We start from the raw sequence: 25,007 nt of genomic DNA, 5'->3' as shown, positions 1-25,007 counted from the left end.
CAATTAACAATTGTTAATTGTGCATTAATTTTAAGTACTATCTTCTCATGTTCATTTGTTGTTGGCGTGATTTTTTTAGTTGACTGTGATCTATTGGTACTAAATCCTTTTTTGTTGTAAGGTTTAGCACATTCATAATTTGTACTTGTTGTGAATTTTCCTTCTTGCTATTCTTTTCTCCTGTAACACCCATAATAATAACTTTATTTCCTTGTTTTACAGAAATGAATTCAGGTTTTTTAAACCATCTATTTTTTTTGTACCAACACTTAACAATTGTCTTGCCAACTTCAGGCTTAATAACCATTTCAACCATTAATCTATTGAAGATAATATAACTCTTTTCAATAAGCTTTACAGATAAAACAGTTCCAGATATACTTGTAATTCTGTCTCCGTATTTTTTCATATAAGCACTTTGAAAATAGTTACTAAATTTACCGCTTAATTTTTCTTTAAAACCCATAATAATTGCTCCCTTACATAAAATATCGTTAATAACGCTATTGTACTAATAATACTTTATCATTATACCATATGTAATGAATTAATAGGTAATATTTTTGATTCATTACATATGGTATAGTAAACCTAAGGTTTCGTATGTCTAAAGTAGTTAAATAATCTATAAAGAAGTTGAATTAATTTTATCTATTGGATATCTTATAATAAATTTTTATATGTTTTTATTTTTTTATGCTTAAGAATATTCGTTGCATTAAATAAATATTTTTAAGCATATTACTTTATAATCAGAAAAATTTAGAAAAGTATATCTATTTTGGTATTTTAAGAATATTAATATTATATACTATAAATTTAGGGAGGAGTCTGCTTTGGAATGTTATTTTTTCCATGTGCCTTAGATTACCCAATAATAACTTCAAAGTAGGATAAAATATGAAAAAAGAATTAACTCCAAGTGAAATTATTTTTTGTGCATCTTGTACAGATACTGTTAAGAAAAATAATATTAATAGAATACTCGAAACTACATCTACTTTAAATAAAATAAAAAAGAGTTTGAGCATTCAAAAGGACGGATACAATATATATTATGTAGATTCATTTTCAAAAGAAAAATTAGAAAGTTTAGTGGAACATGTTAAGAATATATATGAAAAACTTCCTCCACCTAAGGATATTTGTTATGTGACAGAACAAGATCAATTAAATCCTATTCCTTTATTTTTACCAAATGGTAAGGGCAATTTATTAAAAGAAATGATTGAAGATATTAAAGAAAAATATTTTGAATGTATAATGGACTTTTACAGTAGTTCTTCAGATGATGAAAAAGAAGATGTAATTGAAGAGATAAGCGAAAAAAGGAATGATTATATAACTAAGCTTATGGATTCAGCAAAGACTAAAAATTTTGATGTTAAAGCAACTAGTGGTGGATTTGTTTTTATTCCGTTAAAAGATGAAGGAGATGAGATGACTCAAAATGAATATGATAAATTAGAAAATCTCACTCAAGAAACCATTGAAAAGCAAGCATCAAAGCTAAAAAAAGAAGCAGAATCTATCTTAGAAACATTAAAAAATATTGAAATAAAATCAATTGAAAAACTTAAGAAGCTTTATAGAGAATATATAAAAAACAATATGCAGAAAGATAAAGATGATTTATTACTTCAGTTTATATCTCAAGATGAGGCTTATAAATATTTGATTCAAATGTATGATGATTTTGAGGAAACAATAGTTGAATGTTATACAATAAATTTAGAAGATGATGAGGAATCTATAAAAAATATATTTTCTAAATATAATGTGAATGTGATTGTTGATAATTCTAAAGAAAGTCACCCGAATGTCATATATGAAGATGACCCTACTATTGGAAATTTAATTGGAAATATTGAATACAGGAATAATAATGGTGGATATAGTACAGATGTTTCTTTAATTAGTGCAGGAAGTTTATTAAGAGCTAATGAAGGCTGTTTAATACTAAGATTATCTTCTTTAATAAGTAGTGGGTTAAGTTATTATTATTTAAAAAAGACATTGATTCATGGAAAAGCAAATTATAATTATACGAAAAGCTATTTAGAAGTACTTTCTATTGCGGGGCTAAAACCAGAATCTATTCCTATTAGTGTAAAGGTTATTTTAATAGGAGATTATGAAAGTTTTCAAATATTATATGATAATGATGAGGATTTTAAAAGAATATTTCCACTTAGAATTGATGCAGATATTGAATTGAAATATTGTGATACTAATAGAAATTATATTTTGGAAATGATTAATGAGAAAATAAGAAAAGACAATTTATTAAATATAACTGATGATGCAATTAATGAAATGATTAAATATTTAGTTAGAGTTACAGGCCAAAGAAATAAGCTTTCTATAGATGATTACTATATAAATAAATTATTATATTTAGCAAATAACAATGCAAAAGAGGATAATAGAAAAAATATAGAAAGGCAAGATATAATAGATGTTGCTTATGAAGATGAAAAAATTTTAGAGGATATAATGGATAACTATAAAAATAAAAAGACATTAATTACTACAAGTGGAAAAAAAGTTGGAATAATTAATGCACTTGCTGTAGTTGGAAACGGATGCTATAGTTTTGGTAAGCCTATGAGAGTGACATGTTTATCTCATATAGGAGAGGGTAGAATAATTGATATTCATAAGGAATGTAAAATGAGTGGGAACATTCATGAAAAATCAATTAGTATACTTCGAGGACTTTTAAGTGATTTAATAAGTCCATATGAAAAATTACCTGTAGATTTTCAATTAAGCTTCGAACAAACCTATGGGATGATTGAAGGTGATAGTGCATCTGTTGCAGAGATAATTTGCACTTTATCAGCATTAAGCAAACGAGGGATAAGACAAAATATTGCAGTAACTGGATCTATAAATCAGTTTGGAGAAATTCAAGCAATTGGTGGTGTTAATGAAAAAATTGAAGGTTTTCATAGGGTTTGTAGTATTATAGATAAAATAAATGGTAAGGGTGTTTTAATTCCAAGTACAAATGTTGATGAATTAATATTGAGAAGTGAAGTTGAAGAGGATATTAGAAAGAAAAAATTTCATATTTATACTATGGAAACTTTAGAAGATGCTATTGAGGTATTGATTCTTGATCAAGGTGAATCTGTAAATAGTTTTTTTAAAGAAATAGAAAATGAAATTTTGAAATATAAAGGTGGAAAAAAGAAAAAATAAAATATATAACTTGATTGCAAATAAATGGAATATGCCTAAAGTGAAGAAAAATAGAAGATATCTTTGTTTGGTAGATTTATAAAAATCAAACAAAGGTATCTTTCATTTTCTAGAATTAAAGATATGATGATAATTATATAATTATTCTAGAAATTAATGATTAAAACACTATGAAATAGAAAAAAACTTGAATAAATAGTTTGACGTTAAATAAAAAACCATGTTAAAATATGGTAAAAGGATTAAGCGAAGGTAAAGAAGGAGGTGAAATCAAGATATCTCAACACCAAGATATATAAGTTTAATTTATAATATATATGTTGCAATTAATAATCTACTCTAACTGTCATCAATAAAACATTATCAGTTGTAAATTTGAAGATATATTATATTTTAAAATTTAATTTGAGATATTCTTAATTAATATGTATTTAAAATTTGAAAAGCAGGAAAATATTCTAATTACTACTCTTAGTGGAGAACTAGATCATAATAGTGCCGAGGAGGTTAGAGTAAAGATTGATGATAGAATTGATAGGGATAATATAGAAAAGGTAATTTTAAATTTTTCAGGAGTTACTTTTATGGATAGTTCAGGAATTGGAGCAGTGCTAGGTAGATATAAGAAGCTATCCAATAAAGGGGGAGCGCTTTGCATTGCAGAACCTAACAAAAATGTTAATAGAATCTTTGAACTGGCAGGTTTATATAAGGTAATTAAAAATTATAATACTGTAGATGAAGCAGTAAGGTGCATTTAGATGGAGGGGTTATCATGTCTGACAATAAAATGAGCATAGAATTTGTAAGCAAATCTCAAAATGAGGGTTTTGCAAGAGTTGCTGTTGCAGCTTTTGTTGCTCAATTGGACCCAACAATTGATGAAATAAATGATGTAAAAACAGCAGTATCTGAAGCAGTTACTAATTCTATAATACATGGATATGAGAATAAAGAAGATAAATTAATTAGAATTGAAGCAGAAATTAATGACAATGAAGTTATAATAGTCATCATTGATGAGGGGATTGGAATTGATGATATAGAGCAAGCTATGCAGCCATTATATACGTCAAGACCAGATATAGAAAGATCAGGTATGGGATTTACTGTAATGGAAACATTTATGGATGATTTAAAGGTCGAAAGTGAAAAGGGAATTGGCACAAAGGTGGTAATCAAGAAGAAATTCAACGTGGTAAGTTAGGTGAAATATATGGAGAAAGAGGATTTAAAACGAGAGGATTATAATTATGACAAGAATCCAGAACTAATAGCTTTAGCTAGAAATGGTGATGTTGATGCTATGAATAAATTAATAGAAATGAATTTACCATTAGTATCATCTATAAGTAAAAAGTTTTTAAATAGAGGATATGATTATGAAGATATATTTCAAATAGGATCAATTGGATTAGTTAAAGCTATAAATAATTTTGATTTAACTTATAATGTTAAGTTTTCAACTTATGCAGTTCCTATGATTATAGGAGAAATTAAAAGATTCTTAAGAGATGATGGAATGATAAAAGTAAGTCGTAATGTTAAAAGCTTAGCCAGAAAAATATATTTCTACAAAGAAGTTTTAACTAAAAAACTTAAGAGATCACCTACCATAGAAGAACTTGCAGAGTATGCAGATGTTAACAAGGAAGAAATTTTATTTGCAATAGAATCTTCTAATAGTTTACAGTATTTATATGATACAATACACCAAGATGATGGAGCACCAGTTCTTTTAATAGATAAATTAAGTGAAAAGAGTGTAGATGATGGAAATCTTATTGAAAAGATAGCTCTTAAAGAAGCTTTAAGTAGTTTAGATAATAAGGCAAGACAAATTATATTGTTACGCTATTTTAAAGATAAGACACAAGTTCAAGTGGCTAATATGCTTGGAATAAACCAAGTTCAAGTATCTAGAATTGAGAAAAAAGTTTTAGCTGAAATGAGAAAAAAATTAGAATAATAAAATACAACAAAAATAAAGAAATAGAATGTTTATTTGTTTAAATTCATTAAGAAAATTGAACAAATAGCATTCTATTTTTTTATATATGTTACCAGAAAATAACATGATTAGTTTTCATAATTTTGTAAAGCATAGATATATAGGTAAAAAGGAGAGTGGATTATTTTGAGTAGCAATAGGGAAATAAAAGAAGCAAAAATTAAAGAAAAGTATAAGACTATGGCAAATGAAGCCACACCAAAATCTAAGATATTTCAAAATTGTTTGAAGGCTTTTCTAGTTGGAGGTTTAATTTGTGATATAGGTCAACTTATTAATAATATAGCAACGAACTATGGATTTCCTAAAGAACAAGTTGCGAATATTATTCCAATTGTAATGATTTTTTTAGGGGCACTGTTAACAGGAACAGGGATATATGGTAAGTTAGCTCAATTTGGTGGAGCAGGTACAGTTGTTCCTATAACAGGCTTCTCAAATGCAGTAGTTTCTCCTGCAATAGAATTTAAAAAAGAAGGATTTATATTTGGAGTTGCAGCAAAGATGTTTACAATTGCAGGTCCAGTTTTAGTATATGGTATTGGGACTTCTGTAATTATAGGCATAGTTCATTATATAATCACATTATTCAGTTAAAGATTGTAGAAGGAGTGGATAATATGAAAATGCATAATAAAAAAATGGGTAATCAAACAGTAAAGTTTGATAATCCGCCTAAAATAATAGCAGTACATTCTATAGTAGGACCTAAGGAAGGTCAAGGACCTTTGAGCGGATATTTTGATGAAGTCTTAAATGATGATACATTGGGAAAAGATAGTTATGAAAAAGCAGAGAGTCAAATGATGTTTACAGCTATAACTAAAACATTAAAGAAAGCAAAACTTAAAGAAACTGATATAGATTATTTGTTTTCTGGAGATTTATTAAATCAAATAATTTCATCAAGCTTTGCAGCAAGGGAATTTAGTATTCCATTCTTTGGACTATATGGAGCATGTTCTACCATGTCAGAATCTTTAAGTTTAGCTGCAATTATAATGGATGGCGGATTTGCTAAGCATGTAATTGCAACAACTTCTTCTCACTTTAGCTCAGCAGAAAGGCAATTTAGATTTCCGCTTGAATATGGTTCTCAAAGAGCACAGACAGCTCAATGGACAGTAACAGGGTCGGGAGCATTGATTTTAGGATATGAGGGAAATTATCCAGAAGTAACTCATGTAACAACTGGAAAGGTAAAAGATTTTGGGCAGAAAGATGCTAATAACATGGGAGCTGCCATGGCACCAGCAGCTGTTGATACAATAGTAAATCATTTTAAAGATACGGGAAGAAAACCAAGTGATTATGATGTAATAGCAACTGGGGATTTGGGGGTAATAGGAAGAGAACTTGCTGATAAATTAATACAAGAATTTGGTTATGATATTAGGAAGCAACATATAGATTGCGGTGAGATTATCTTTGATAAGGAAAAACAAAAAACTGAATCTGGAGGAAGTGGATGTGGATGTTCAGCAGTTGTATTTACAGGATATTTATATAAGAAACTTATGAAAAAAGAAATAAAGAAATTATTGTTGGTTTCAACAGGTGCACTTATGAGTACAACATCTTCACTTCAAGGGGAAACAATTCCAGGAATAGCGCATGCAGTTGCTATTGAAATGAAGTAAATTTAGAATGGAAAATGTGTGAAAAATATTCAAGATAAAAAATTATTAATTCTATAAAGATAATGTTAATAGAAAGGAAGGTATGTTTAAATGGATTATATAAGTGCATTTATAGTTGGAGGCATGATTTGTGTTATAGGTCAAATATTAATAGATGTTACCAAATTAACACCAGGAAGAATATTAGTTGTATTTGTTGTACTTGGAGCAATAGTAGGAGCTTTTGGATGGTATGATAAATTAGTTGATATTGGTGGAGCTGGGGCTACAGTTCCGTTGCCAAGCTTTGGAAATGCTTTATCTAAGGCTGCAATAAAGGAAGTAAAAGAAATTGGATTATTAGGAGCATTTACAGGTGGTATTAAAGGAGCCGCAGCAGGAATTACAGCATCAATATTCTTTGGATATTTAATGGCACTTATATTTAATCCCAAAACAAAAAAATAGTAATATATATTTTTAATTAAAATAAGTAAAAAATCAGGCATTTTAATGAAGAAAGTACTAACTTGAGTTAAAATTAACATATAGGGCAATGTAGCATTAAGCAGAAACAAGAATTTATTGAAAAAATCATATTATATTAAAACTTTGCCTTTTGTTGTATTAGCAATTATAATTATACTATGAGATAAATATAACTATATAAAATGATAAATTACAGTATAATGATTAAAGAAAAATATAATAAAGAGATTTAGAATGGTGGGGTTCTTTTGGAAAAGTATTGTATTAATTCCTGGGCTCAAATAGTTGAACAATTAAATAGTAATATTCAAAATGGAATTAGTGAAAATGATTGTGAAGCAATAAGATTGAAATATGGTACAAATAAAATTGATTTGCCAAGTGGAAATGGACTTTATAAGCATATATTTAATGGGGTAAAACAAAAAGCTATAATTATATATATAATAATTACAATAATATTATTTGTATTTAGGTTTTATTTATTTGGTGGAATAGCAGCATTAATGTTAATATCAAATTTAACAATAATGATAATTCATACTACAAAAAGAGATAAAGAAATTGGAGTTTTAGAAAGATTAAATTCTGCAGATACAGTAGTTATTAGAGATAGAGTATGCAAAATTATTAAGTCTGAAGAATTAGTAATGGGAGATATAGTTAAGTTTAAGAGGGATTCTGTTATACCAGCAGATTTAAGAATAATAAGTGCTAAGGATATAAAGGTAGATGAAAAGAGTATAACAGGAGAAAATTTCTATAAAGAAAAATTTGAAAGTAAAATAGTGGGAAATATTTCGTCACTTGCAGATATGAAGAATATATTATTTAAAGGTTCTGTAATAAAATCTGGTGATGGTTTAGGAATAGTTATTGCAACTGGAAACTTTACACAATTAGGAAGAGTTCTTGCAATGCTTACGTATGCAAGTAATAGGAAACATAATTTTGGGACAATGATATCAAAGATTTTAGAAAAATATTTATTAATATATTTTCTAGGAATTGTAGTTATAGGTTCATACTTTGTGTATACAGGACAAGATGTACAAAATAATTATATATGTACAGCATTATTTGCATTAGCTTGTTTTCCATGTGCTATAATTGCAAATCTTATTTTAAAAAATGTAGTTAAAAGTTTCTTAAAGGAAAATATTGAAATAATAAATTTCTCAGTATTTAATTTAATAAAAGAGATTAATATTTTATTTTTAGATAAGGTTGGAGCCATAAGCAAAAAAGAAATGATTGTAAAAAAGATATTTATTAATAATAATGTTGTATCTGCAAGCAATCCGTATTTAAAAGAAATAACTTTTGATAGAATAATGGAAATATCATTAATATGTAATAATGCAATTTATAACGCAAGTGATGATAGTGGAAAAGGCGAATTAGATGAACTTGCTTTTTTAAGTTATGCGGCTCAAAAGAAAATTTATAAGGCATCAATAGATAGTAGAAATTCAAGAACATTAGAAATACCTATGGATTCTGATAAAAGGTTTTTGACTGTTGTAAGTAATTTCAATAGAAGATATAGGGCAAATACTAGAGGAAATGTGGATGATGTTTTAGAACAATGTAAATATATTATGCTTGAAGGCGTTGAGAGAGAGCTTACAGATGAATATAAAGCTATAATAAAAGAGATAGATATGAATTTATCTATAGAGGGATTAATAACAGAAGGTTTTGCTTATAGAAACTTTAGCTATGAACCATCTAGAGATGAGAACATAGAAAGTAATATGGTTTTTGTGGGGATAATTGGACTTGAGAATCCTCTTGAAGAAAATCTTGAAAATAGCATAGGACGTATTAAGGATAAAGCAATAGTACCGATCTTATTTACTGAAGAAAGCAAATTAAGTGCTATAACAAATGCGAAAAGAGCCAATATAATCAGAAATGATAATCAAGTAGTAGCAGGAATCGAATTAGATTCTTTAAATCACCAAGAACTTAAAGATTTGCTTTGTAGAGTTAGGGTATTTTGTAGAGTAAATCCTGAAATTAAATCAAAAATAGTTTCATTATTCATAAGAGATGGCCATAAAGTTGCAACTACAGGAGAAACTTTAAGAGATTTGCCAGGCCTTAATTTATCTAATGTTGGAATAGGTAAGGGAAAGGCATCTGTAATGGTAAAAAGATTATGCGATGTTTATATTCAAGAAAATTATTTAGATGGATTTTTCAAAATAAGAGATTTTGCAAGAATATTTAATAAGAATATAGATAGAGGTTTTAAAATATATTTTATGACTATTCTTTCAGAACTTTTAGTTTTACTAGGTTGTCTTATAATGGGACAAACTGAAAGCATAGATTTTTGGAACATCTTATTTGTAAATGGAATTTTATTTATTCCATTATCTTTAATAATTTTGTTGAAAAGTGGACGAGATGTTAGTAATAATGAAGTGATAACTAGAGCTTCATTATTAAGTATAATTACTATGATTTCAATTTATAAGGTTAATGGTAAGGAAGCAACATTAATACCGTTAACTATTCTATCAATGGGAATTCTATTGTTCACCTTGTTTAATAGTAATGTTTCAATACGAAAATCATCTAAGGAATTAATTATGGGAATAGTATCATTTTTAATAATTATTATAGCTGTAGTTTGTGTTATATTAATTAATAATATATTACCTAGAGATATAATTATAATTGAATTATTAGTTTCAATAATATTTTTAATCATTTTTGAAATTTTAGCTAGAAAGTGGCAAAACTCATTAATGAGGTGAGTTGATGTTTTCTAAAAAAATAAAGGAAGTAGGAAATCCAATAGTATATATTTTTTTAACATTAGCAATTAGTTGTATTTCTTATGGAATAAATCAAGAATTTAGAGGGCTTACGATATTTATTGTAGCCTCCTTTTTTATGTGCATATTTTATTATTGTGGAATTAATTTTACCTTAATTATGATTACATTTTTTACTATTGGAATACTTATGAATTTTTCATATTATAGAATTCAAAATAAAATCAGTGGTGAAGTAAGAATAGTAAAGGTAAATAACTATAGTATTATAGCAAGTTATGAAGGGAAAAATATTACATTAAAAACTGATAATAAAAATTTATATGTAGGAGAAAAATATAAGGTTATAGGTAAAGTTAAAAATATACAAGATAAAAGTAATGGAATTGTTGGAGAATTTGAACCCCAGGTAATAAATAAAATTGATGGAGATTTTATAACTAAACTTTATGATTTTAAAAGAAATATATATACTAATTTAGAAGAAAACTTAGGCAGAAGAAAAGCAGGGTTAATAGCATCAATTGCTTTTGGATATTCTGATTCTTTAGGTAAAGAAGATAAGGATGACATGAAAAATTTTGGAGTTATACATAGCATAAGTGTTTCAGGATTACATGTAGCTATAGTTTATGGCTTTTTAAGAATTTTTATGGGAGGTAAGTTTGGACTTTTAGCTACAATGATATACGTTATATTTACTGGTTATAATTATTCAAGCATAAGAGCTTTCGCAATGCTTTCATGCGTAGAAGTGGGACATATATTGAAAAGGAATAATAGTTCAATTTCAGCACTATGTCTTTCTGCTATTATTTTAATGATTTATCAGCCTTATAGTATTTTCAGCATATCTTTTCATTTGTCTTACTTAGCTACACTTGGAATAATAATGTTTAATAAGAAATTTAATAATATACTATACAAAGTGCATGTTAAGCTAAGGCAATCACTAAGTTTAACATTAAGTGCTCAAGTTTTTACAATACCATATTTAATTTTAATATTTAAGGACTTTTCTGTAAATTTCATTATTGGTAATTTATTTTTAGTTCCCTTTGTAGATCTTATAGTTATTACTGGAAATATATTAGCACTTACATATGTATTTCCTAAATTATTTGATTTTTGTAGCTATTTAAATTTAAATATAATAAAAATGTTTGATTGGATGTTAGATACTATTGATAAAATTTCGCTACCAATGTTTTATGGAAATGAGTATGTAGTATTTTTCTATTTGTTTTTAATGTTAAGTTTTTATTTCGTAAGAAAAGGATATAAAAAGTTTATTTATTTGCCGCTTATATCTATATTAGTAATTGGACTTCAAATATATAGTCCAATTCTTAATATAAAATATTATACAGAAGGGGCTATTTTAGTTAACTATGGAAATCAAAGAGTGCTTATTGCTAATAAAAATCAAATTGATTTAAAAAGACTTTCACAAGCTACAATGGCAACAAGAACTTATAGATATGGAAAATCAATTAATATTGATGGAATTTGTAATGTTAAATTACAGGGGAAGAATTATGTTTTAGAGACTTCAAAAGAAAGATATTTATTAAAAATGGTAAGTGGCAAGGCATTAACCGAATATGATATAATAAATTTTAAAGATGGACTTACTAATAAGCTATTTGTAATAGATGGTGAAGTTATAGAGGCCTGTTCATAAAGTTATACGAGAGGAAAATTAAATTGATTAATTATGAAGTTTATGAAGAAGAAATTGAAAAAAATAATGTAAAGAATGGATATATATTTTGTGGATTAGATGAAGGGCTTATTAAAGATGGAATAGAACTAATTATTAAAAGAGAAGTATCACAAGAATTCAGAGAGCTTAATTTAATCAAAATAGATGGGATGAATACGAGTTTTAATGACATTATGAATGCTTGTGAAACAATGCCTTTTATTAGTGAAAAGAAAGTTGTGATTGTTTATAGAGCAAGCTTTTTGCAGGATAAAAGTGATTCAACAGGTACTAAAATATATAATGATATTAAGAATTATGTATCGAATTTACCTCCATATACTATTTTAATAATGTATTATTTATTAAATGACAAGAGAGATAGACCTAATAAAAATAAAAAATTAACTGCTTTAAGTAAGTTTTTACCTATAGTATATTGCGATAAGATAAAAAGAGATAAGTATTTGAAAAAGGTTTCTGAGGTATTTAAAGAAAAGGGAAAGCAAATTGGGAGAGTTGAATTAATGTATTTTTGTGAGAAGGTGCAAAATAATTTTGATATTATAAAAAGAGAAGCTGATAAGCTTACATCTTATTGCGAAGGTAGAGAAATTAAGAAAGATGACATTAATTTACTTATTTCAAATTCCAATGAAGATGATATTTTTGATTTAGTAGAATTGATAGCTACAAGAAAAATTGATAAGGCTATAGATATAATGAAAGAAATTCTATATAAATCAGACCAACATATGCTTATAATAAGTTCGATTCAAAAACACTTTTTAAGATTATATGAAATAAAAATTAAAATTAATAAAGGAAAAAAATTAGAAGATATTATATCAGAATATAGATTACCACAGTTTGTATGTGAAAAATTAATAACTCAAGCCAATAGATTTACCGAAAAACATTTAACGGAATTAATTAAACTTTGTGTTAAAACAGAAACAAAATTAAAATCCACAGGAGTGGACAAAACCATGGAGATGGAATTTCTCCTAATAAATACTCTTACAGTTAAGAAATAAACTACAGATTTTGTGAAGCACAATCAATGAAAATTAAAGTGCTTTGCACTTTTGTAATTTCAGCAAAAAAATAACCCATCTAGTGGTAGATGGGTTTAAAGATTATGCCATAGCGTGTAACTTTGTAGCTAATCTTGATTTCTTTCTAGCAGCCATATTTTTATGAACAACTCCCTTAGTAGTAGCCATATCTAATGACTTAACAACTGATGTATATAAAGTTGTAGCTTCTTCGATATTCTTAGCTTCTACAGCAGTTTCAAATTTCTTTATTGCAGTCTTTAAAGCAGACTTAACCATTCTATTCTTTAAAGTCTTAGTTTCAGTAACTTTGATTCTCTTTTTTGCTGATTTTATATTTGCCATTCTTAATTCACCCCCTTAAATTTTTATAGGGTCTCTGCAGCTTTTGGGGAAATCTGCGTACGAGTTCATATTCAACAAACCTTATTATAGCATCAGAAGTTATGTAATTCAAGTATTAAATTCAAAGAAAAAGGAAAAATAAGACTGATTAAATTAATAATGAGGTGTTTATATGATAAATATTAGAACTGATCTAGTACTTGAAGCAAGGGAAATCTATAAAGAAAACCATAAAGATGAGGTTGATATAGATGGAATTGAAGTTATTGAAGAAACTGAAAAAGATATTAAAGTAACTACAGTGAAAGTAAAAAATGAAGATGGAGCTAAAAAAATTGGAAAGCCAAAAGGGAATTATATAACTATAAATATTCCTGAATTTACTGCTTATGATGGAGAAACTATGGATAGAGTTTCGGAGGTGGTAGCAGAAGTTTTAGAAAGATTAATTGAAATTGGTACTGAAAAAACAGCATTAATTGTAGGGCTTGGAAATTGGCAAGTAACTCCAGATGCGTTAGGTCCCAAAGTAACAGAAAAAATAATGGTAACAAGGCATTTGAAAGCAGTCATGCCTGAAGCAATTGATGACTCTGTTAGACCAGTTTGCTCAATTGCTCCGGGAGTATTAGGAGTTACAGGTATTGAAACTGTGGAAATAATTAAGGGCGTTGTGGAAAAAATCAAACCAGATTTAGTAATATGTATAGATGCATTAGCTGCAAGAAGGGTTGAAAGGGTAAATACAACAATTCAAATTGGAGATACAGGAATATCACCAGGTGCTGGAGTCGGGAATAATAGAAAGCAAATAAATGAAGAAAATTTAGGAGTTAAGGTCATTGCTATAGGAGTACCAACAGTTGTAGATGCAATCACAATTGCTAATGATACTATAGACTTAGTTGTAGATTCACTAATAAACAATTCATCAAATGGGAATGACTTTTATAAAATGCTAAAATCTCTTGATAAAAATGAAAAAGAGAATCTCATTAAGGAAGTAATGTTATCAAAAAATAGTGCAGAAATGATAGTTACACCAAAAGATATTGACTTGGTTATTAGTTCTTTATCAAAAATAATAGCTAATGGGATAAATATGGCTGTGCAACCTAATATGGATATGGAAGATATTAATAAATTTATGGGATAAATGGCTAGAATGTGAAGGTAATGTACAATTGATTTAGGCATATGAAAGAAAATAACAAGTCAATGATGCGATGTGTATTTTGTCTTAAGATAGGTTCAACTAGATTCAGCTGGAATGTAAAGTTTCACCTTACGTCAGATGAGGAGCAGGCTATTAGGTGAATATACCGACGTAGTATCACACGAAATAGACTAGCATGCTGGCTTGTTATTTTTTCAATTAAAAAATGTGGCGCAGCAACTTTCGTCGTTTTGTATTTTTAATTCTTAATTTAATCAGAATAATTATGTAAATTCATTAATATAATTATATAGTGATTCTTAGCTTCAAGTAGAGTTTTCTTAAATAAGAATACAATTTTTATTCACCTGAAGTTTAGAAGAACTTATCCAGGAGCGTGCAGCCGTTATCTCCCTATTCATATATATTGGAGTGTTACGGATGCTAGATATCGGATAAAAAAGTACAAGGGGGGGATTAAGGTGATATATATGAGCAGAAGAGGAAATAAATATAACATCAATAATAAAATGAAAACAAAACCTAATATTAATATAGGTGTAGTAGTGCTGATTTTGCTTATAAGTATCTTATTTATAAGGCTTGGCAATGTTTTAAAAGAGAATAAAGAAAGAGGAGCTTTTGCTTATGTTCAATTATTAAATTTAGGAATGCCAATAGTACAATCTCAAATTTATGATGAAGGGACTTATGCTGAAAATAAGCTTTCAATAAAAAATGTTTGCGTTGAAGTATTGGGTTTAAACAATTTTAGTTACAGAGGAATAATACAAAATGAAATTAGTTTTTTTTATAATATAGATGATAATGACACTAAATCAACTTTTACGTTTAATCCATTCCAAGTAAGTGAAGATAGTATTTCTAAATTACCAACAAATAATGATAGCAAAAATACACAGATTTATGATTCAAGTTTAAAAAAAGAAATAAATAAGTCAAAGCCAGAAGTATTAATTTATCATAGTCATACTACTGAAAATTATAATGCAGCAGAACCAGAAAGCTCAGATGAAAATACAAATGTAGTTGGGGTAGGGGATGTTCTTTCTAAGGAACTTGAAGAGAATTATGGTATTTCAGTAATACACGATAAGACGGATCATTGTATTTCTTATAATGATAGTTATACAAGATCTGGAGAAACTGTTGATAAGTATTTAAAGCAATATGGAGATTTTAAAATGATTATAGATTTGCATAGAGATTCAGTAGAGAATAAGTCCTTGACTACAACGCAAGTTTACGGAATGAGCGCATCGAAAGTAATGTTTGTAAATGCTAAAAATAGTACAAGATATAATAAGAATAAAGAACTTACAGATAAGGTGTTTGCTAAAACTTCTGAATTGTTCCCAAGTTTACCTATAAAAATATTAACTTATAATAGAGGAAAAAATGCATTTAATCAAAGTAAGAGCGATGGATGTTTGCTTTTTGAAATAGGTTCACATACTAATACTCCAGATGAATCAAAGGTTACAGCAGAATGCATGGCTAGAGTAATTGCGGAAATTATAAATAAATAAATAACCTAGATATTCTCGTATAATGTAGTTAAGAATTTAATACACTCTACTATTATTCCTTAACGAACATTATACGAATTTTCTTTATATATCTTACATTTCTATAACATATCTTATAAACTTAGTATCATTTCTCTTAAATGTTCAACCAATTAAATTATTATTTGTAAAATTCGAGTTAATACAGTATTAGATTAAAAAATTAATTATGGTATATCTATCAATAACATAATATTAGTGAAGTAATGAATAATACTTTTTTAATGTGGAAAGAATCTAAGTAAAGTGAAACTTTTCAAGCAAAAGTTTGAAGAGAATTTTATTAGAAAGTTAAAATATAAATTTATTGAAATGGGTGTTTGTTTATTGAAGAATATTTTTAAAGGATACATATTAAAAAAAGTATTACCAGCATTTTTAATTTTATTTTTTGTTTTAGCTGGAATTATTAAAGTAGATGTGATTAATACTAAAGCATTATCACCTCTTGGGAATACAACTGAAAATTATAACCTTGTAAGTGAAAAATTTGGAGAAGATTTTTCGAATTTTATAAAAGATAATTCATTTTTAAAAATTTATAAAGAATTAGGAAACGACACATTAGTAAGATTAGGAGATAGTAATTTTAAAATAAAAAATGAATCTGTGTTCATAAATAAAATAGAAGAAATGATAAAAAACATACACAGATAAAAAAGCACGCACAACTGAAAAAGTGCAAAGAACATTAAAAACTTATTAAGCGTAATCAAGATCATTTAAAAGATAAAAAAACGTGAAACACAACCCAGAAATTATAACATGAAGAAATTACAAAGTAATTTCATCCATAATTGTGCATTGAAAAGTTTATGAAGCAGATTTTCTTATAGCCTTTTTAAATGGATGTATGTTATAATTTAGCTGATTTAATTATAACGGGGGTGAAGGAACTGCCTCAAGTTCGAAAAGGCAGTTATGCGTATGAAAAGTGAAAGACAAGAACATATCAGAAATTTTTCAATAGTAGCACATATTGATCATGGTAAGTCAACCCTTGCTGATAGATTACTTGAAACTACAGGGACATTAACTAAAAGGGAAATGGAAGAACAAGTTCTAGATAATATGGATATAGAAAAAGAAAGAGGAATCACAATAAAGTCTCAAGCAGCGAGACTTATATATAAAAGAGATAATGGTGAAGAATATATTCTTAATTTAATTGATACTCCAGGACATGTAGATTTTAATTATGAAGTGTCAAGAAGTTTAGCAGCCTGTGAAGGTGCTATATTGGTTGTTGATGCAACACAAGGTGTTCAAGCTCAAACTTTAGCTAATTGCTATTTAGCATTAGATAATAATTTGGAAATTGCACCAGTAATAAATAAGATTGATTTGCCATCTGCCAGACCAGAAGAAATTAAAAAAGAAATTGAAGATGTAATAGGAATAGATGCATCAGAAGCACCTATGATATCTGCTAAAACAGGGCTTAATATAGGCGATGTGTTAGAATATGTTGTTAAGAATATACCGTCACCAGATGGGGACGAAGAAGCACCTTTAAAGTCATTAATTTTTGATTCATATTATGATAGCTATAAGGGCGTTGTGTGTATAGTAAGAGTAATGGATGGAAAAATAAAAATTGGAAGCAAAATTAAGCTTATGGCAACTAATAAATCCTATGAGGTTACTGAAGTAGGAGTATTTACTCCAGGAGTACTTCCAATTGATGAATTAAGAGCAGGAGATGTTGGTTATGTAACAGCATCAATTAAAAATGTTAGAGATGCTAGAGTTGGAGATACTATAACAGAAGCTAATAGACCAACAGAAAAGGCACTTGCAGGTTATAAACCTGCTATACCAATGGTTTATTCAGGAATATTTCCAGTAGATGGAGCAAAGTATGATGAATTAAGAGAAGCTCTAGAAAAATTGCAAATAAATGATGCAGCATTAAACTTTGAACCAGAAACATCGATGGCCTTAGGATTTGGATTTAGATGTGGATTCTTAGGATTATTACATATGGAAATAATTCAAGAAAGAGTTGAAAGAGAGTTTAATTTAGACATAATTACAACTGCACCATCAGTTATATATAAAATAATCAAAACAGATGATGAAATATTAGAAATAACAAATCCAACTAATTTACCACCTTTAACTGAAGTGGATTATATGGAAGAACCTGTGGTTAAGGCATCTATAATTACTCCGAAAGATTATGTTGGATCAGTTATGGAATTATGTCAAGACAGAAGAGGCGTATATATTGATATGGAATATGTAGAAGAAACTAGAGCAGTTGTAAAATATGATATTCCACTAAATGAAATAATATATGATTTCTTTGACACCTTAAAATCTAGAACTAAAGGATATGCATCTTTAGATTATGAATTAAAAGGATATATTAGAACTAAGCTAGTTAAGTTAGATATATTATTAAATGGAGATATAGTTGATGCACTATCAATGATAGTTCCAGAGGAAAGGGCATATCATAAAGGAAGAGGAATAGCTGAAAAATTAAAAGAAGCAATTCCAAGACAAATGTTTGAAGTTCCAATTCAAGCAGCAATTGGAGGTAAGATTATAGCAAGAGAAACTGTAAAGGCTATGAGAAAAGATGTATTAGCTAAATGTTATGGTGGAGATATTTCTAGAAAGAAGAAATTGCTTGAAAAGCAAAAGGAAGGAAAAAAGAGAATGAGACAGGTTGGATCAGTTGAAGTTCCACAAGAAGCATTTATGGCAATCTTAAAAGTAGATTAATATACATAGCATCTTTGACTTGTTATTTTATCTCATATCCCTAAATTTCTAAGAAGTATAATAAAAAATTAATAAATGTATAAAATAAAAGTATATTATTTTTAAGGAATTATTTGTATAATAATTAGTATTATACAAATAATTTTTATTGGGAGAAATTTAGGAGGGGTTTAAATGTTTTTAAATGAATTAAGTAAAAGTGAAGGAATTGCTTTTATGCAATTGGTTAGAGATCTTGTAAATTCAGATAATACTTTCGCAAAAGAAGAAAAGAATCTTTATAATGATTATCTAGAGGAACTAAATATAAAAGAAAATGAAATATCAGACATAAATTTAAATTCTGTATATGAAACTTTAAAAAATTCTTCTGAAAGAAACAAGAATATTATTTATTTTGAATTAATAGGTCTTGCACTTATTGATGGGGAATACGATGAAAAAGAAGTTGATTTTTTGGAGGAAATAGGTAAAAATTTAGATATAAAACGTAATAAAAGAATATCTTTTGCCAATTATTTCTATAATTTTGTAGATGTATATGGTTTTTCTGTTGTAGATGCAGAAAGCAAAATTATTTTACTAAAAGAACAAGCAGAAAAACTATTAGCATAAGAATTTGTAATATAAAAGATACTTGCAGTAAATTTAATGATTAAATATTACTGCAAGTATTTTTTCTGATATTAAAAAAATTAGAGGAGGATTATATGAAGGAGATATCTTTATATATACATATTCCATTTTGTAAGCAAAAATGTCTTTATTGTGATTTTCCATCTTTTTCGGGAAAAGAAAAGTTCATGAATGAATATATAGATGCGTTAAATAAAGAAATATTACAAAAGGCTGAAAAATATAGTATAAATAGTATATTTATTGGTGGGGGTACACCTTCTTACTTAACGGACTCAAATTTACAAAGCTTGTTAGTTACTTTAAATAATTTGAAATTAAAAGAAAATTTAGAATTTACAGTAGAATGTAACCCTGGAACATTAAATAAAAAAAAGCTTGATGTTATGAAAAAATATAATGTAAATAGGATTAGCATAGGGCTACAAGCTACAAAAAATTCCATTTTAAAAGAAATTGGAAGAATACATAATTATGAAGAATTTAAAAACAATTATTTTTTAGCTAGAGATATAGGCTTTGACAACATAAATGTGGATTTAATGTTTGGATTGCCAAATCAAAATTTTGAAGATTGGAAACAATCTTTAGAGGAGATAGCAAAGCTTGAACCAAATCATATATCGGCATACAGCTTGATAATTGAGGAAGGAACACATTTTTACAATTTATATGAACAAGATAAATTGAATTTGCCGGAAGAAGATAAAGAAAGATTTATGTATTTAGCTACAAAGGAGATTCTAAATAAATATGGTTATCATCAATATGAAATATCTAATTTTGCAAAGGTAGGTAAAGAGTGTTTTCATAATAAAGTTTATTGGAAATGTAATGAATACTTAGGATTAGGTGTGTCAGCTAGCTCATTTATAGATGAAAAGCGGATTAAGAATATAGATGATATTGAAGAGTATATAAAAAAGATAAATGAAGATGAAAATGTAATAGAACAAATTCATGTAAATGATATAAGCGATGATATGGAAGAATTTATTTTTATGGGACTTAGAATGATTGAAGGAATAAAAATAAATGAATTTAAGAAAAGATTTAATAAAGATATTTATGAAGTCTATGGCGATATAATTGAAAAAAATATAAAAAGGGAATTATTAATTTGTAATTCGGAGAAACTATTCTTAAGTTCTAGAGGCATGGAAATATCTAATTATGTGATGAGTGATTTTATATTGTCATAGGAAATATATATTAAAAAGATTATAATAAATATTTAAAATTTACATATAAAAATAAATAACATAGGAAATCAAAGTAAACAGCAGAAATAATGAGATAAATTAATAAGATTAATTTATTTTGAACTGTAGAAAGCTATAATAAATAGAAATGGAATTGACAAAAAACATCATAAATAATATATTAAAAACATAGTCATTAGCACTCGAGGTTAATGAGTGCTAACAAAAAGAGGTGAAGTTATGAGTATTGAGGACAGAAAAATAAAAATACTTCAAGCTATTATCAATGACTATATTCGTACAGGAGATCCTGTAGGGTCAAGAACAATTGCTAAAAACTATAACTTGGGTATCGGCTCTGCAACTATAAGAAATGAAATGGCCGATCTTGAAGATATGGGATACTTAGAACAACCTCATGCTTCTGCAGGCAGAATTCCTTCTAGTAAGGGATATAGATTATATGTTGATAAACTTATGGATAATCAAAGGCTAACAGTTGAGGAAGATTTGAAAATCAAGCAATATATAATTGATTCTGCAATGCTTGAAGTAGATAAAATTGTAAAACAAACTAGTGCATTATTATCAGAGCTTACTAAACTGACCTGTGTGATTGAATCTCCATCAGTTAAAAAGAGCTTTGTTAAATCAATTCAGCTTATTAAGATTGATGATTATAATTTAATATCCGTTTTTTTAACAGATACTGGACTTATAAAAAATCACATAATGAAATTAAATAGCAGAGTTCCACCAATTGAAACTTTAATGCGAATAAATCAAGTTATTAATAATAGATTAGTAAATCTTTCCATAGAAGAAATTAATCTAGAAGTAATTAATAATCTTAAAAAAGATTTAGGGGAATATGAAGAAATATTTAATGCAATTTTACCTGTTTTATATGAGACATTAAATGTATCAGATTCATCAGAAGTATTTATGGATGGGACAACAAATATATTCAATTATGCAGAATATAATGATATTGATAAAGCTAAAGAAATATTATCACTTTTTAACGATAAAGAATCTTTAATGGATTTATTCAATCCACAAGAGAATATCACAATTAGTATAGGTGATGAGAATTATAAACAACAAGCTAAGGAATGTAGTATAATATCTGCTGAATATTCTTTTAGAGATAGACCAATTGGCAAAATTGGATTAATTGGGCCTAGAAGAATTAATTATTCAAAGGTAATAACAATTATGTCTGAAGTCATAAAAGAACTTAATAATATGTTAAATAATCAAAAAATATAGATGTTAATTTGAAGAGAAGAGGTGTGTTTTTAGAGCTATGAAAGAAAAGAAAGATATAAAAAATGAAGAACTTAAAAATGAGACAGAAACTAAAGAAAATGAAAAAGAAACTACAAATAATGGCCAAATAGAAAATGAGGAATCTAGTGAAACATGTGATGGAGTTTCTGAAAATCAAGAGACTACAGAAGACGATGAATTAAATATAGTAAAAAAACAAAAAGAGGAAAATAAGAAATTACAAGAAGAATTAGATATGACTAAAGATAGACTTTTAAGATTAACAGCTGAATATGACAATTATAGAAAAAGAACTACTAAAGAAAAAGAAGGAATATATAGTGATGCATATGTAGATGTATTAAAAGAAATTGTTCCAATTCTTGATAATTTAGAAAGAGCTGTTGTAGCTGATGGAAGCATAGAAGACTTGAAAAAAGGAATTGAAATGACAATAAAAGGTTGTCAAGATTCATTTACAAAGCTTGGAGTTGAAGAAATAGATACTTCAGGAGAATTTGATCCTAATGTTCACAATGCAGTAATGCATGTAGACGATGAAAACTTAGGCACAAATGTAATAGCAGAAGTGTTCCAAAAAGGATATAAAAAGGATGACAAAATAATAAGACATACAATGGTTAAAGTAGCTAATTAAAAAATTTAATTTTAGAATTTATAGCTAAAATATAAATTTAAAATATATAAATGCAAAATTGAAATTAAAAATAAACGAATAAAGTTTTAGGAGGAATATAAAATGGGAAAGATTATAGGAATTGATTTAGGAACTACAAATTCATGTGTAGCAGTTATGGAAGGTGGAGAACCAACTGTTATTGCAAATGCAGAGGGATCTAGAACTACTCCATCAGTAGTATCATTTCAAGCAAATGGAGAAAGATTAGTTGGTCAAGTTGCAAAGAGACAATCAATAACAAATCCAGATAAAACAATTATCTCAATAAAGAGACATATGGGAACAGGATTCAAAGTTGATATAGATGGAAAACAATATTCACCACAAGAAATTTCAGCTATGGTACTTCAAAAAATTAAAGCAGATGCAGAAGCTTATTTAGGTGAAACAGTAACTCAAGCAGTTATTACTGTACCAGCTTACTTTAATGATAGCCAAAGACAAGCGACTAAAGATGCAGGAAAAATTGCAGGTCTTGAAGTTTTAAGAATAATAAATGAACCAACAGCAGCATCGCTAGCTTATGGCTTAGATAAAACAGACAATAATCACAAAATCTTAGTTTATGACTTAGGTGGTGGTACTTTCGACGTATCTATTCTAGATTTAGGAGATGGAGTATTCGAAGTATTATCAACGAATGGAGATACAAAACTTGGTGGAGATGACTTTGATGAAAAGATCATGCACTATATTGCAGATACATTTAAAGCTGAAAATGGAATTGATTTAATGCAAGATAAAATGGCACTTCAAAGATTAAAAGAAGCTGCTGAAAAAGCAAAGATCGAATTATCAGCATCAATGCAAACAAGTATTAATTTACCATTTATTACAGCTGATGCAACAGGTCCAAAGCATATAGATTTAACTTTAACTAGAGCTAAATTTAACGAAATTACTCATGATTTAGTTCAAAGATCAATTGAGCCAATGAAAAAAGCATTAGCTGATGCTAAACTTTCATTAAGTGATATTGAAAAAATAATCTTAGTTGGTGGTTCAACAAGAATTCCAGCAGTAGTAGAAGCAGTTAAAAACTTTACAGGAAAAGAACCATCTAAGGGAGTTAATCCAGACGAATGCGTTGCAGTTGGTGCAGCTATTCAAGCAGGTGTATTAACCGGAGAAGTTAAAGATGTAGTATTACTTGATGTTACTCCATTAACACTTGGAATTGAAACAGCAGGTGGAATCGCTACTCCATTAATCGAAAGAAATACAACTATTCCAACAAAGAAGAGCCAAGTATTCTCAACTGCAGCAGATAGCCAAACATCAGTTGAAATAAATGTAGTTCAAGGTGAAAGACAAATGGCTATGGATAATAAGTCATTAGGACAATTCACACTTTCAGGAATAGCTCCAGCACCAAGAGGAATTCCTCAAATCGAAGTAACATTTGATATAGACGCAAACGGTATCATGAACGTTTCAGCTAAAGATATGGGAACTGGTAAAGAGCAGGCCATAACAATAACTGCTTCAACCAAATTATCACAGGATGAAATCGACCAGAAAATTAAAGACGCTGAAATGCACGCTGAAGAAGATAAGAAGAGACAGGAAGAAATTCAGGTCAGAAATGATGCAGACTCCATGATCTACACTTCAGAAAAAACTCTCGAAGAACTCGGCGAAAAAGTAGATAAGGACCAGAAAGAGAAAATAGAAGCTTTAGTTAAAGAACTCAGGGATTTAATTGGCGGAGACGATATTTCTGCAATTAAAAGCAAAACTGAAGAGTTAACTAAAGTAGTTCAAGAAGTAGGTGCTAAAATCTACCAGGAAGCACAGCAGGCTCAACAAGCCCAGCAACAGGCAGGGCAAGATGCACAGGGTGCTCAAGGAAGCCAGCAAGGCGGAGATGATGACGCCGTTGATGCAGATTATGAAGTTAAAAAATAAACTTCATCTTTAAAATATTGAAATTTAAAGGAGTAGTTTACTACTTCTTATAAATATAAATATGAAAAATCTTATAGATAAATAAGATAAAAAGATTGGGGAAAAATCCTCCTTCTATTTTTAAAGCCTCAAAAAAACAAAGTTTTTTTGTGGTTCGGAAATTCATAGAATTTTGAGAATTTCCTCAACCTAAAAAAAACAAAGCTGACAAACACGAAGCATTCGAAAATTGTAAATTTTCGATGCAAGCAAAAATCAAAGATTTTTGCAGTTGCGGAACAGAGTTTCGCAAACATCGAAATCGTAGATTTCGATAGCTTGTGAAAACTCCGTTTTCGCTGCGTCAAACACAAAGTGTTTGACAGTGTTTATCGCCCACGAACATTTCATGTTCGGGGCCGGGGGAATTAAACAAACAAATCTTTGATTTGTTGCCCCGAAATCATAGATTTCGAGGGTTTCCTACGGCGTCAAAATTATAAATTTTGACAGTTTTTTTGGCACGAAAATCGCAGATTTTCGATTGACTCGAAAAAATTGATTTTCGAGACATATCCTCTCAATTTTTGAGAGTTTTTAGTAAATAAA

21 protein-coding genes are annotated in these 25,007 nt (G+C 28.0%); 19 read left to right on the top strand and 2 right to left on the bottom strand.

Translation table 11 applies throughout. From position 1 onward, the window contains the following. Window positions 1-37: 37 nt before the first annotated feature. Window positions 38-466: a hypothetical protein gene (locus tag LLF98_RS05555; RefSeq protein ID WP_291701680.1), complete on the bottom strand. Its 429-nt coding sequence runs from the start codon at window positions 464-466 to the stop codon at window positions 38-40. A gap of 434 nt (window positions 467-900) precedes the next feature. On the opposite strand from LLF98_RS05555, the gene LLF98_RS05550 reads away from it, so the two are divergent. The 10 genes from LLF98_RS05550 (at window position 901) to holA (ending at window position 12,857) form a co-directional block, all read left to right on the top strand. Next, window positions 901-3,207, top strand: coding sequence for an AAA family ATPase (locus LLF98_RS05550; RefSeq protein WP_291701678.1), 2,307 nt, complete (start codon window positions 901-903; stop codon window positions 3,205-3,207). A 425-nt stretch (window positions 3,208-3,632) separates the two neighbouring features. Then, the gene (spoIIAA, locus tag LLF98_RS05545; protein ID WP_291701676.1) at window positions 3,633-3,968 is read left to right on the top strand and encodes an anti-sigma F factor antagonist; all 336 of its coding nucleotides are present in this window, start codon (window positions 3,633-3,635) and stop codon (window positions 3,966-3,968) included. A 14-nt stretch (window positions 3,969-3,982) separates the two neighbouring features. Next, window positions 3,983-4,414 carry an anti-sigma F factor gene (spoIIAB, locus tag LLF98_RS05540; protein ID WP_291701675.1) on the top strand — a complete coding sequence of 144 codons (432 nt, stop codon included), beginning with the start codon at window positions 3,983-3,985 and terminating at the stop codon, window positions 4,412-4,414. Window positions 4,415-4,423: 9 nt separating this feature from the next. Further along, window positions 4,424-5,176: an RNA polymerase sporulation sigma factor SigF gene (sigF, locus tag LLF98_RS05535; RefSeq protein ID WP_291701673.1), complete on the top strand. Its 753-nt coding sequence runs from the start codon at window positions 4,424-4,426 to the stop codon at window positions 5,174-5,176. A gap of 168 nt (window positions 5,177-5,344) precedes the next feature. Further along, complete coding sequence (gene spoVAC, locus LLF98_RS05530; RefSeq protein WP_291701671.1) at window positions 5,345-5,815, top strand: stage V sporulation protein AC; 471 nt, start codon at window positions 5,345-5,347, stop codon at window positions 5,813-5,815. 23 nt (window positions 5,816-5,838) lie between these two features. Further along, window positions 5,839-6,858 carry a stage V sporulation protein AD gene (gene spoVAD / locus LLF98_RS05525; RefSeq protein WP_291701669.1) on the top strand — a complete coding sequence of 340 codons (1,020 nt, stop codon included), beginning with the start codon at window positions 5,839-5,841 and terminating at the stop codon, window positions 6,856-6,858. Between the two features lie 90 nt (window positions 6,859-6,948). Beyond that, complete coding sequence (spoVAE, locus tag LLF98_RS05520) at window positions 6,949-7,305, top strand: stage V sporulation protein AE (protein WP_291701667.1); 357 nt, start codon at window positions 6,949-6,951, stop codon at window positions 7,303-7,305. Between the two features lie 269 nt (window positions 7,306-7,574). Further along, window positions 7,575-10,094: a cation-transporting P-type ATPase gene (locus LLF98_RS05515; protein WP_291701665.1), complete on the top strand. Its 2,520-nt coding sequence runs from the start codon at window positions 7,575-7,577 to the stop codon at window positions 10,092-10,094. A 4-nt stretch (window positions 10,095-10,098) separates the two neighbouring features. Next, complete coding sequence (locus tag LLF98_RS05510; RefSeq protein WP_291701663.1) at window positions 10,099-11,799, top strand: ComEC/Rec2 family competence protein; 1,701 nt, start codon at window positions 10,099-10,101, stop codon at window positions 11,797-11,799. A 23-nt stretch (window positions 11,800-11,822) separates the two neighbouring features. Continuing rightward, window positions 11,823-12,857, top strand: a complete 1,035-nt coding sequence (gene holA, locus LLF98_RS05505) for a DNA polymerase III subunit delta (RefSeq protein ID WP_291701661.1) — start codon at window positions 11,823-11,825, stop codon at window positions 12,855-12,857. Window positions 12,858-12,959: 102 nt separating this feature from the next. Here holA and rpsT read toward each other — a convergent pair whose 3' ends face one another. Further along, window positions 12,960-13,223, bottom strand: a complete 264-nt coding sequence (gene rpsT / locus LLF98_RS05500) for a 30S ribosomal protein S20 (protein ID WP_291701659.1) — start codon at window positions 13,221-13,223, stop codon at window positions 12,960-12,962. A 172-nt stretch (window positions 13,224-13,395) separates the two neighbouring features. On the opposite strand from rpsT, the gene gpr reads away from it, so the two are divergent. The 9 genes from gpr (at window position 13,396) to dnaK (ending at window position 24,419) form a co-directional block, all read left to right on the top strand. Continuing rightward, entirely contained in the window at window positions 13,396-14,379 is a 984-nt protein-coding gene (gene gpr / locus LLF98_RS05495; protein ID WP_291701656.1) for a GPR endopeptidase, read from the top strand. A gap of 491 nt (window positions 14,380-14,870) precedes the next feature. Next, window positions 14,871-15,929, top strand: a complete 1,059-nt coding sequence (locus tag LLF98_RS05490) for a stage II sporulation protein P (RefSeq protein WP_291701975.1) — start codon at window positions 14,871-14,873, stop codon at window positions 15,927-15,929. A 366-nt stretch (window positions 15,930-16,295) separates the two neighbouring features. Beyond that, window positions 16,296-16,625 carry a hypothetical protein gene (locus LLF98_RS05485; RefSeq protein WP_291701654.1) on the top strand — a complete coding sequence of 110 codons (330 nt, stop codon included), beginning with the start codon at window positions 16,296-16,298 and terminating at the stop codon, window positions 16,623-16,625. A gap of 270 nt (window positions 16,626-16,895) precedes the next feature. Next, complete coding sequence (gene lepA, locus LLF98_RS05480; RefSeq protein ID WP_291701653.1) at window positions 16,896-18,701, top strand: translation elongation factor 4; 1,806 nt, start codon at window positions 16,896-16,898, stop codon at window positions 18,699-18,701. A 174-nt stretch (window positions 18,702-18,875) separates the two neighbouring features. After that, entirely contained in the window at window positions 18,876-19,316 is a 441-nt protein-coding gene (locus tag LLF98_RS05475; RefSeq protein WP_291701651.1) for a hypothetical protein, read from the top strand. Window positions 19,317-19,411: 95 nt separating this feature from the next. Beyond that, window positions 19,412-20,539 carry a radical SAM family heme chaperone HemW gene (hemW, locus tag LLF98_RS05470; RefSeq protein ID WP_291701649.1) on the top strand — a complete coding sequence of 376 codons (1,128 nt, stop codon included), beginning with the start codon at window positions 19,412-19,414 and terminating at the stop codon, window positions 20,537-20,539. 240 nt (window positions 20,540-20,779) lie between these two features. After that, window positions 20,780-21,811: a heat-inducible transcriptional repressor HrcA gene (gene hrcA, locus LLF98_RS05465; protein ID WP_291701647.1), complete on the top strand. Its 1,032-nt coding sequence runs from the start codon at window positions 20,780-20,782 to the stop codon at window positions 21,809-21,811. 37 nt (window positions 21,812-21,848) lie between these two features. Beyond that, entirely contained in the window at window positions 21,849-22,469 is a 621-nt protein-coding gene (gene grpE, locus LLF98_RS05460; protein WP_291701646.1) for a nucleotide exchange factor GrpE, read from the top strand. A 102-nt stretch (window positions 22,470-22,571) separates the two neighbouring features. Continuing rightward, window positions 22,572-24,419: a molecular chaperone DnaK gene (dnaK, locus tag LLF98_RS05455; protein WP_291701644.1), complete on the top strand. Its 1,848-nt coding sequence runs from the start codon at window positions 22,572-22,574 to the stop codon at window positions 24,417-24,419. The last annotated feature ends 588 nt before the right edge of the window (window positions 24,420-25,007 follow it).

This window comes from Clostridium sp. (assembly GCF_021372645.1).
Lineage (GTDB): Bacteria > Bacillota > Clostridia > Clostridiales > Clostridiaceae > Clostridium.
This window is presented reverse-complemented; position numbering and strand designations above follow the sequence as displayed.

Bases quoted from the DNA above. Each gene is read 5' to 3' on its own strand.
- LLF98_RS05555 (WP_291701680.1), bottom strand. From the start codon at position 466: ATGGGTTTTAAAGAAAAATTAAGCGGTAAATTTAGTAACTATTTTCAA.
- hemW (WP_291701649.1), top strand. From the start codon at position 19,412: ATGAAGGAGATATCTTTATATATACATATTCCATTTTGTAAGCAAAAA.
- gpr (WP_291701656.1), top strand. From the start codon at position 13,396: ATGATAAATATTAGAACTGATCTAGTACTTGAAGCAAGGGAAATCTAT.
- LLF98_RS05510 (WP_291701663.1), top strand. From the start codon at position 10,099: ATGTTTTCTAAAAAAATAAAGGAAGTAGGAAATCCAATAGTATATATT.
- hrcA (WP_291701647.1), top strand. From the start codon at position 20,780: ATGAGTATTGAGGACAGAAAAATAAAAATACTTCAAGCTATTATCAAT.
- spoVAD (WP_291701669.1), top strand. From the start codon at position 5,839: ATGAAAATGCATAATAAAAAAATGGGTAATCAAACAGTAAAGTTTGAT.
- rpsT (WP_291701659.1), bottom strand. From the start codon at position 13,223: ATGGCAAATATAAAATCAGCAAAAAAGAGAATCAAAGTTACTGAAACT.
- lepA (WP_291701653.1), top strand. From the start codon at position 16,896: ATGAAAAGTGAAAGACAAGAACATATCAGAAATTTTTCAATAGTAGCA.
- LLF98_RS05550 (WP_291701678.1), top strand. From the start codon at position 901: ATGAAAAAAGAATTAACTCCAAGTGAAATTATTTTTTGTGCATCTTGT.
- LLF98_RS05475 (WP_291701651.1), top strand. From the start codon at position 18,876: ATGTTTTTAAATGAATTAAGTAAAAGTGAAGGAATTGCTTTTATGCAA.
- spoVAE (WP_291701667.1), top strand. From the start codon at position 6,949: ATGGATTATATAAGTGCATTTATAGTTGGAGGCATGATTTGTGTTATA.
- sigF (WP_291701673.1), top strand. From the start codon at position 4,424: ATGGAGAAAGAGGATTTAAAACGAGAGGATTATAATTATGACAAGAAT.
- dnaK (WP_291701644.1), top strand. From the start codon at position 22,572: ATGGGAAAGATTATAGGAATTGATTTAGGAACTACAAATTCATGTGTA.
- grpE (WP_291701646.1), top strand. From the start codon at position 21,849: ATGAAAGAAAAGAAAGATATAAAAAATGAAGAACTTAAAAATGAGACA.
- spoIIAB (WP_291701675.1), top strand. From the start codon at position 3,983: ATGTCTGACAATAAAATGAGCATAGAATTTGTAAGCAAATCTCAAAAT.
- spoIIAA (WP_291701676.1), top strand. From the start codon at position 3,633: ATGTATTTAAAATTTGAAAAGCAGGAAAATATTCTAATTACTACTCTT.
- LLF98_RS05490 (WP_291701975.1), top strand. From the start codon at position 14,871: ATGAGCAGAAGAGGAAATAAATATAACATCAATAATAAAATGAAAACA.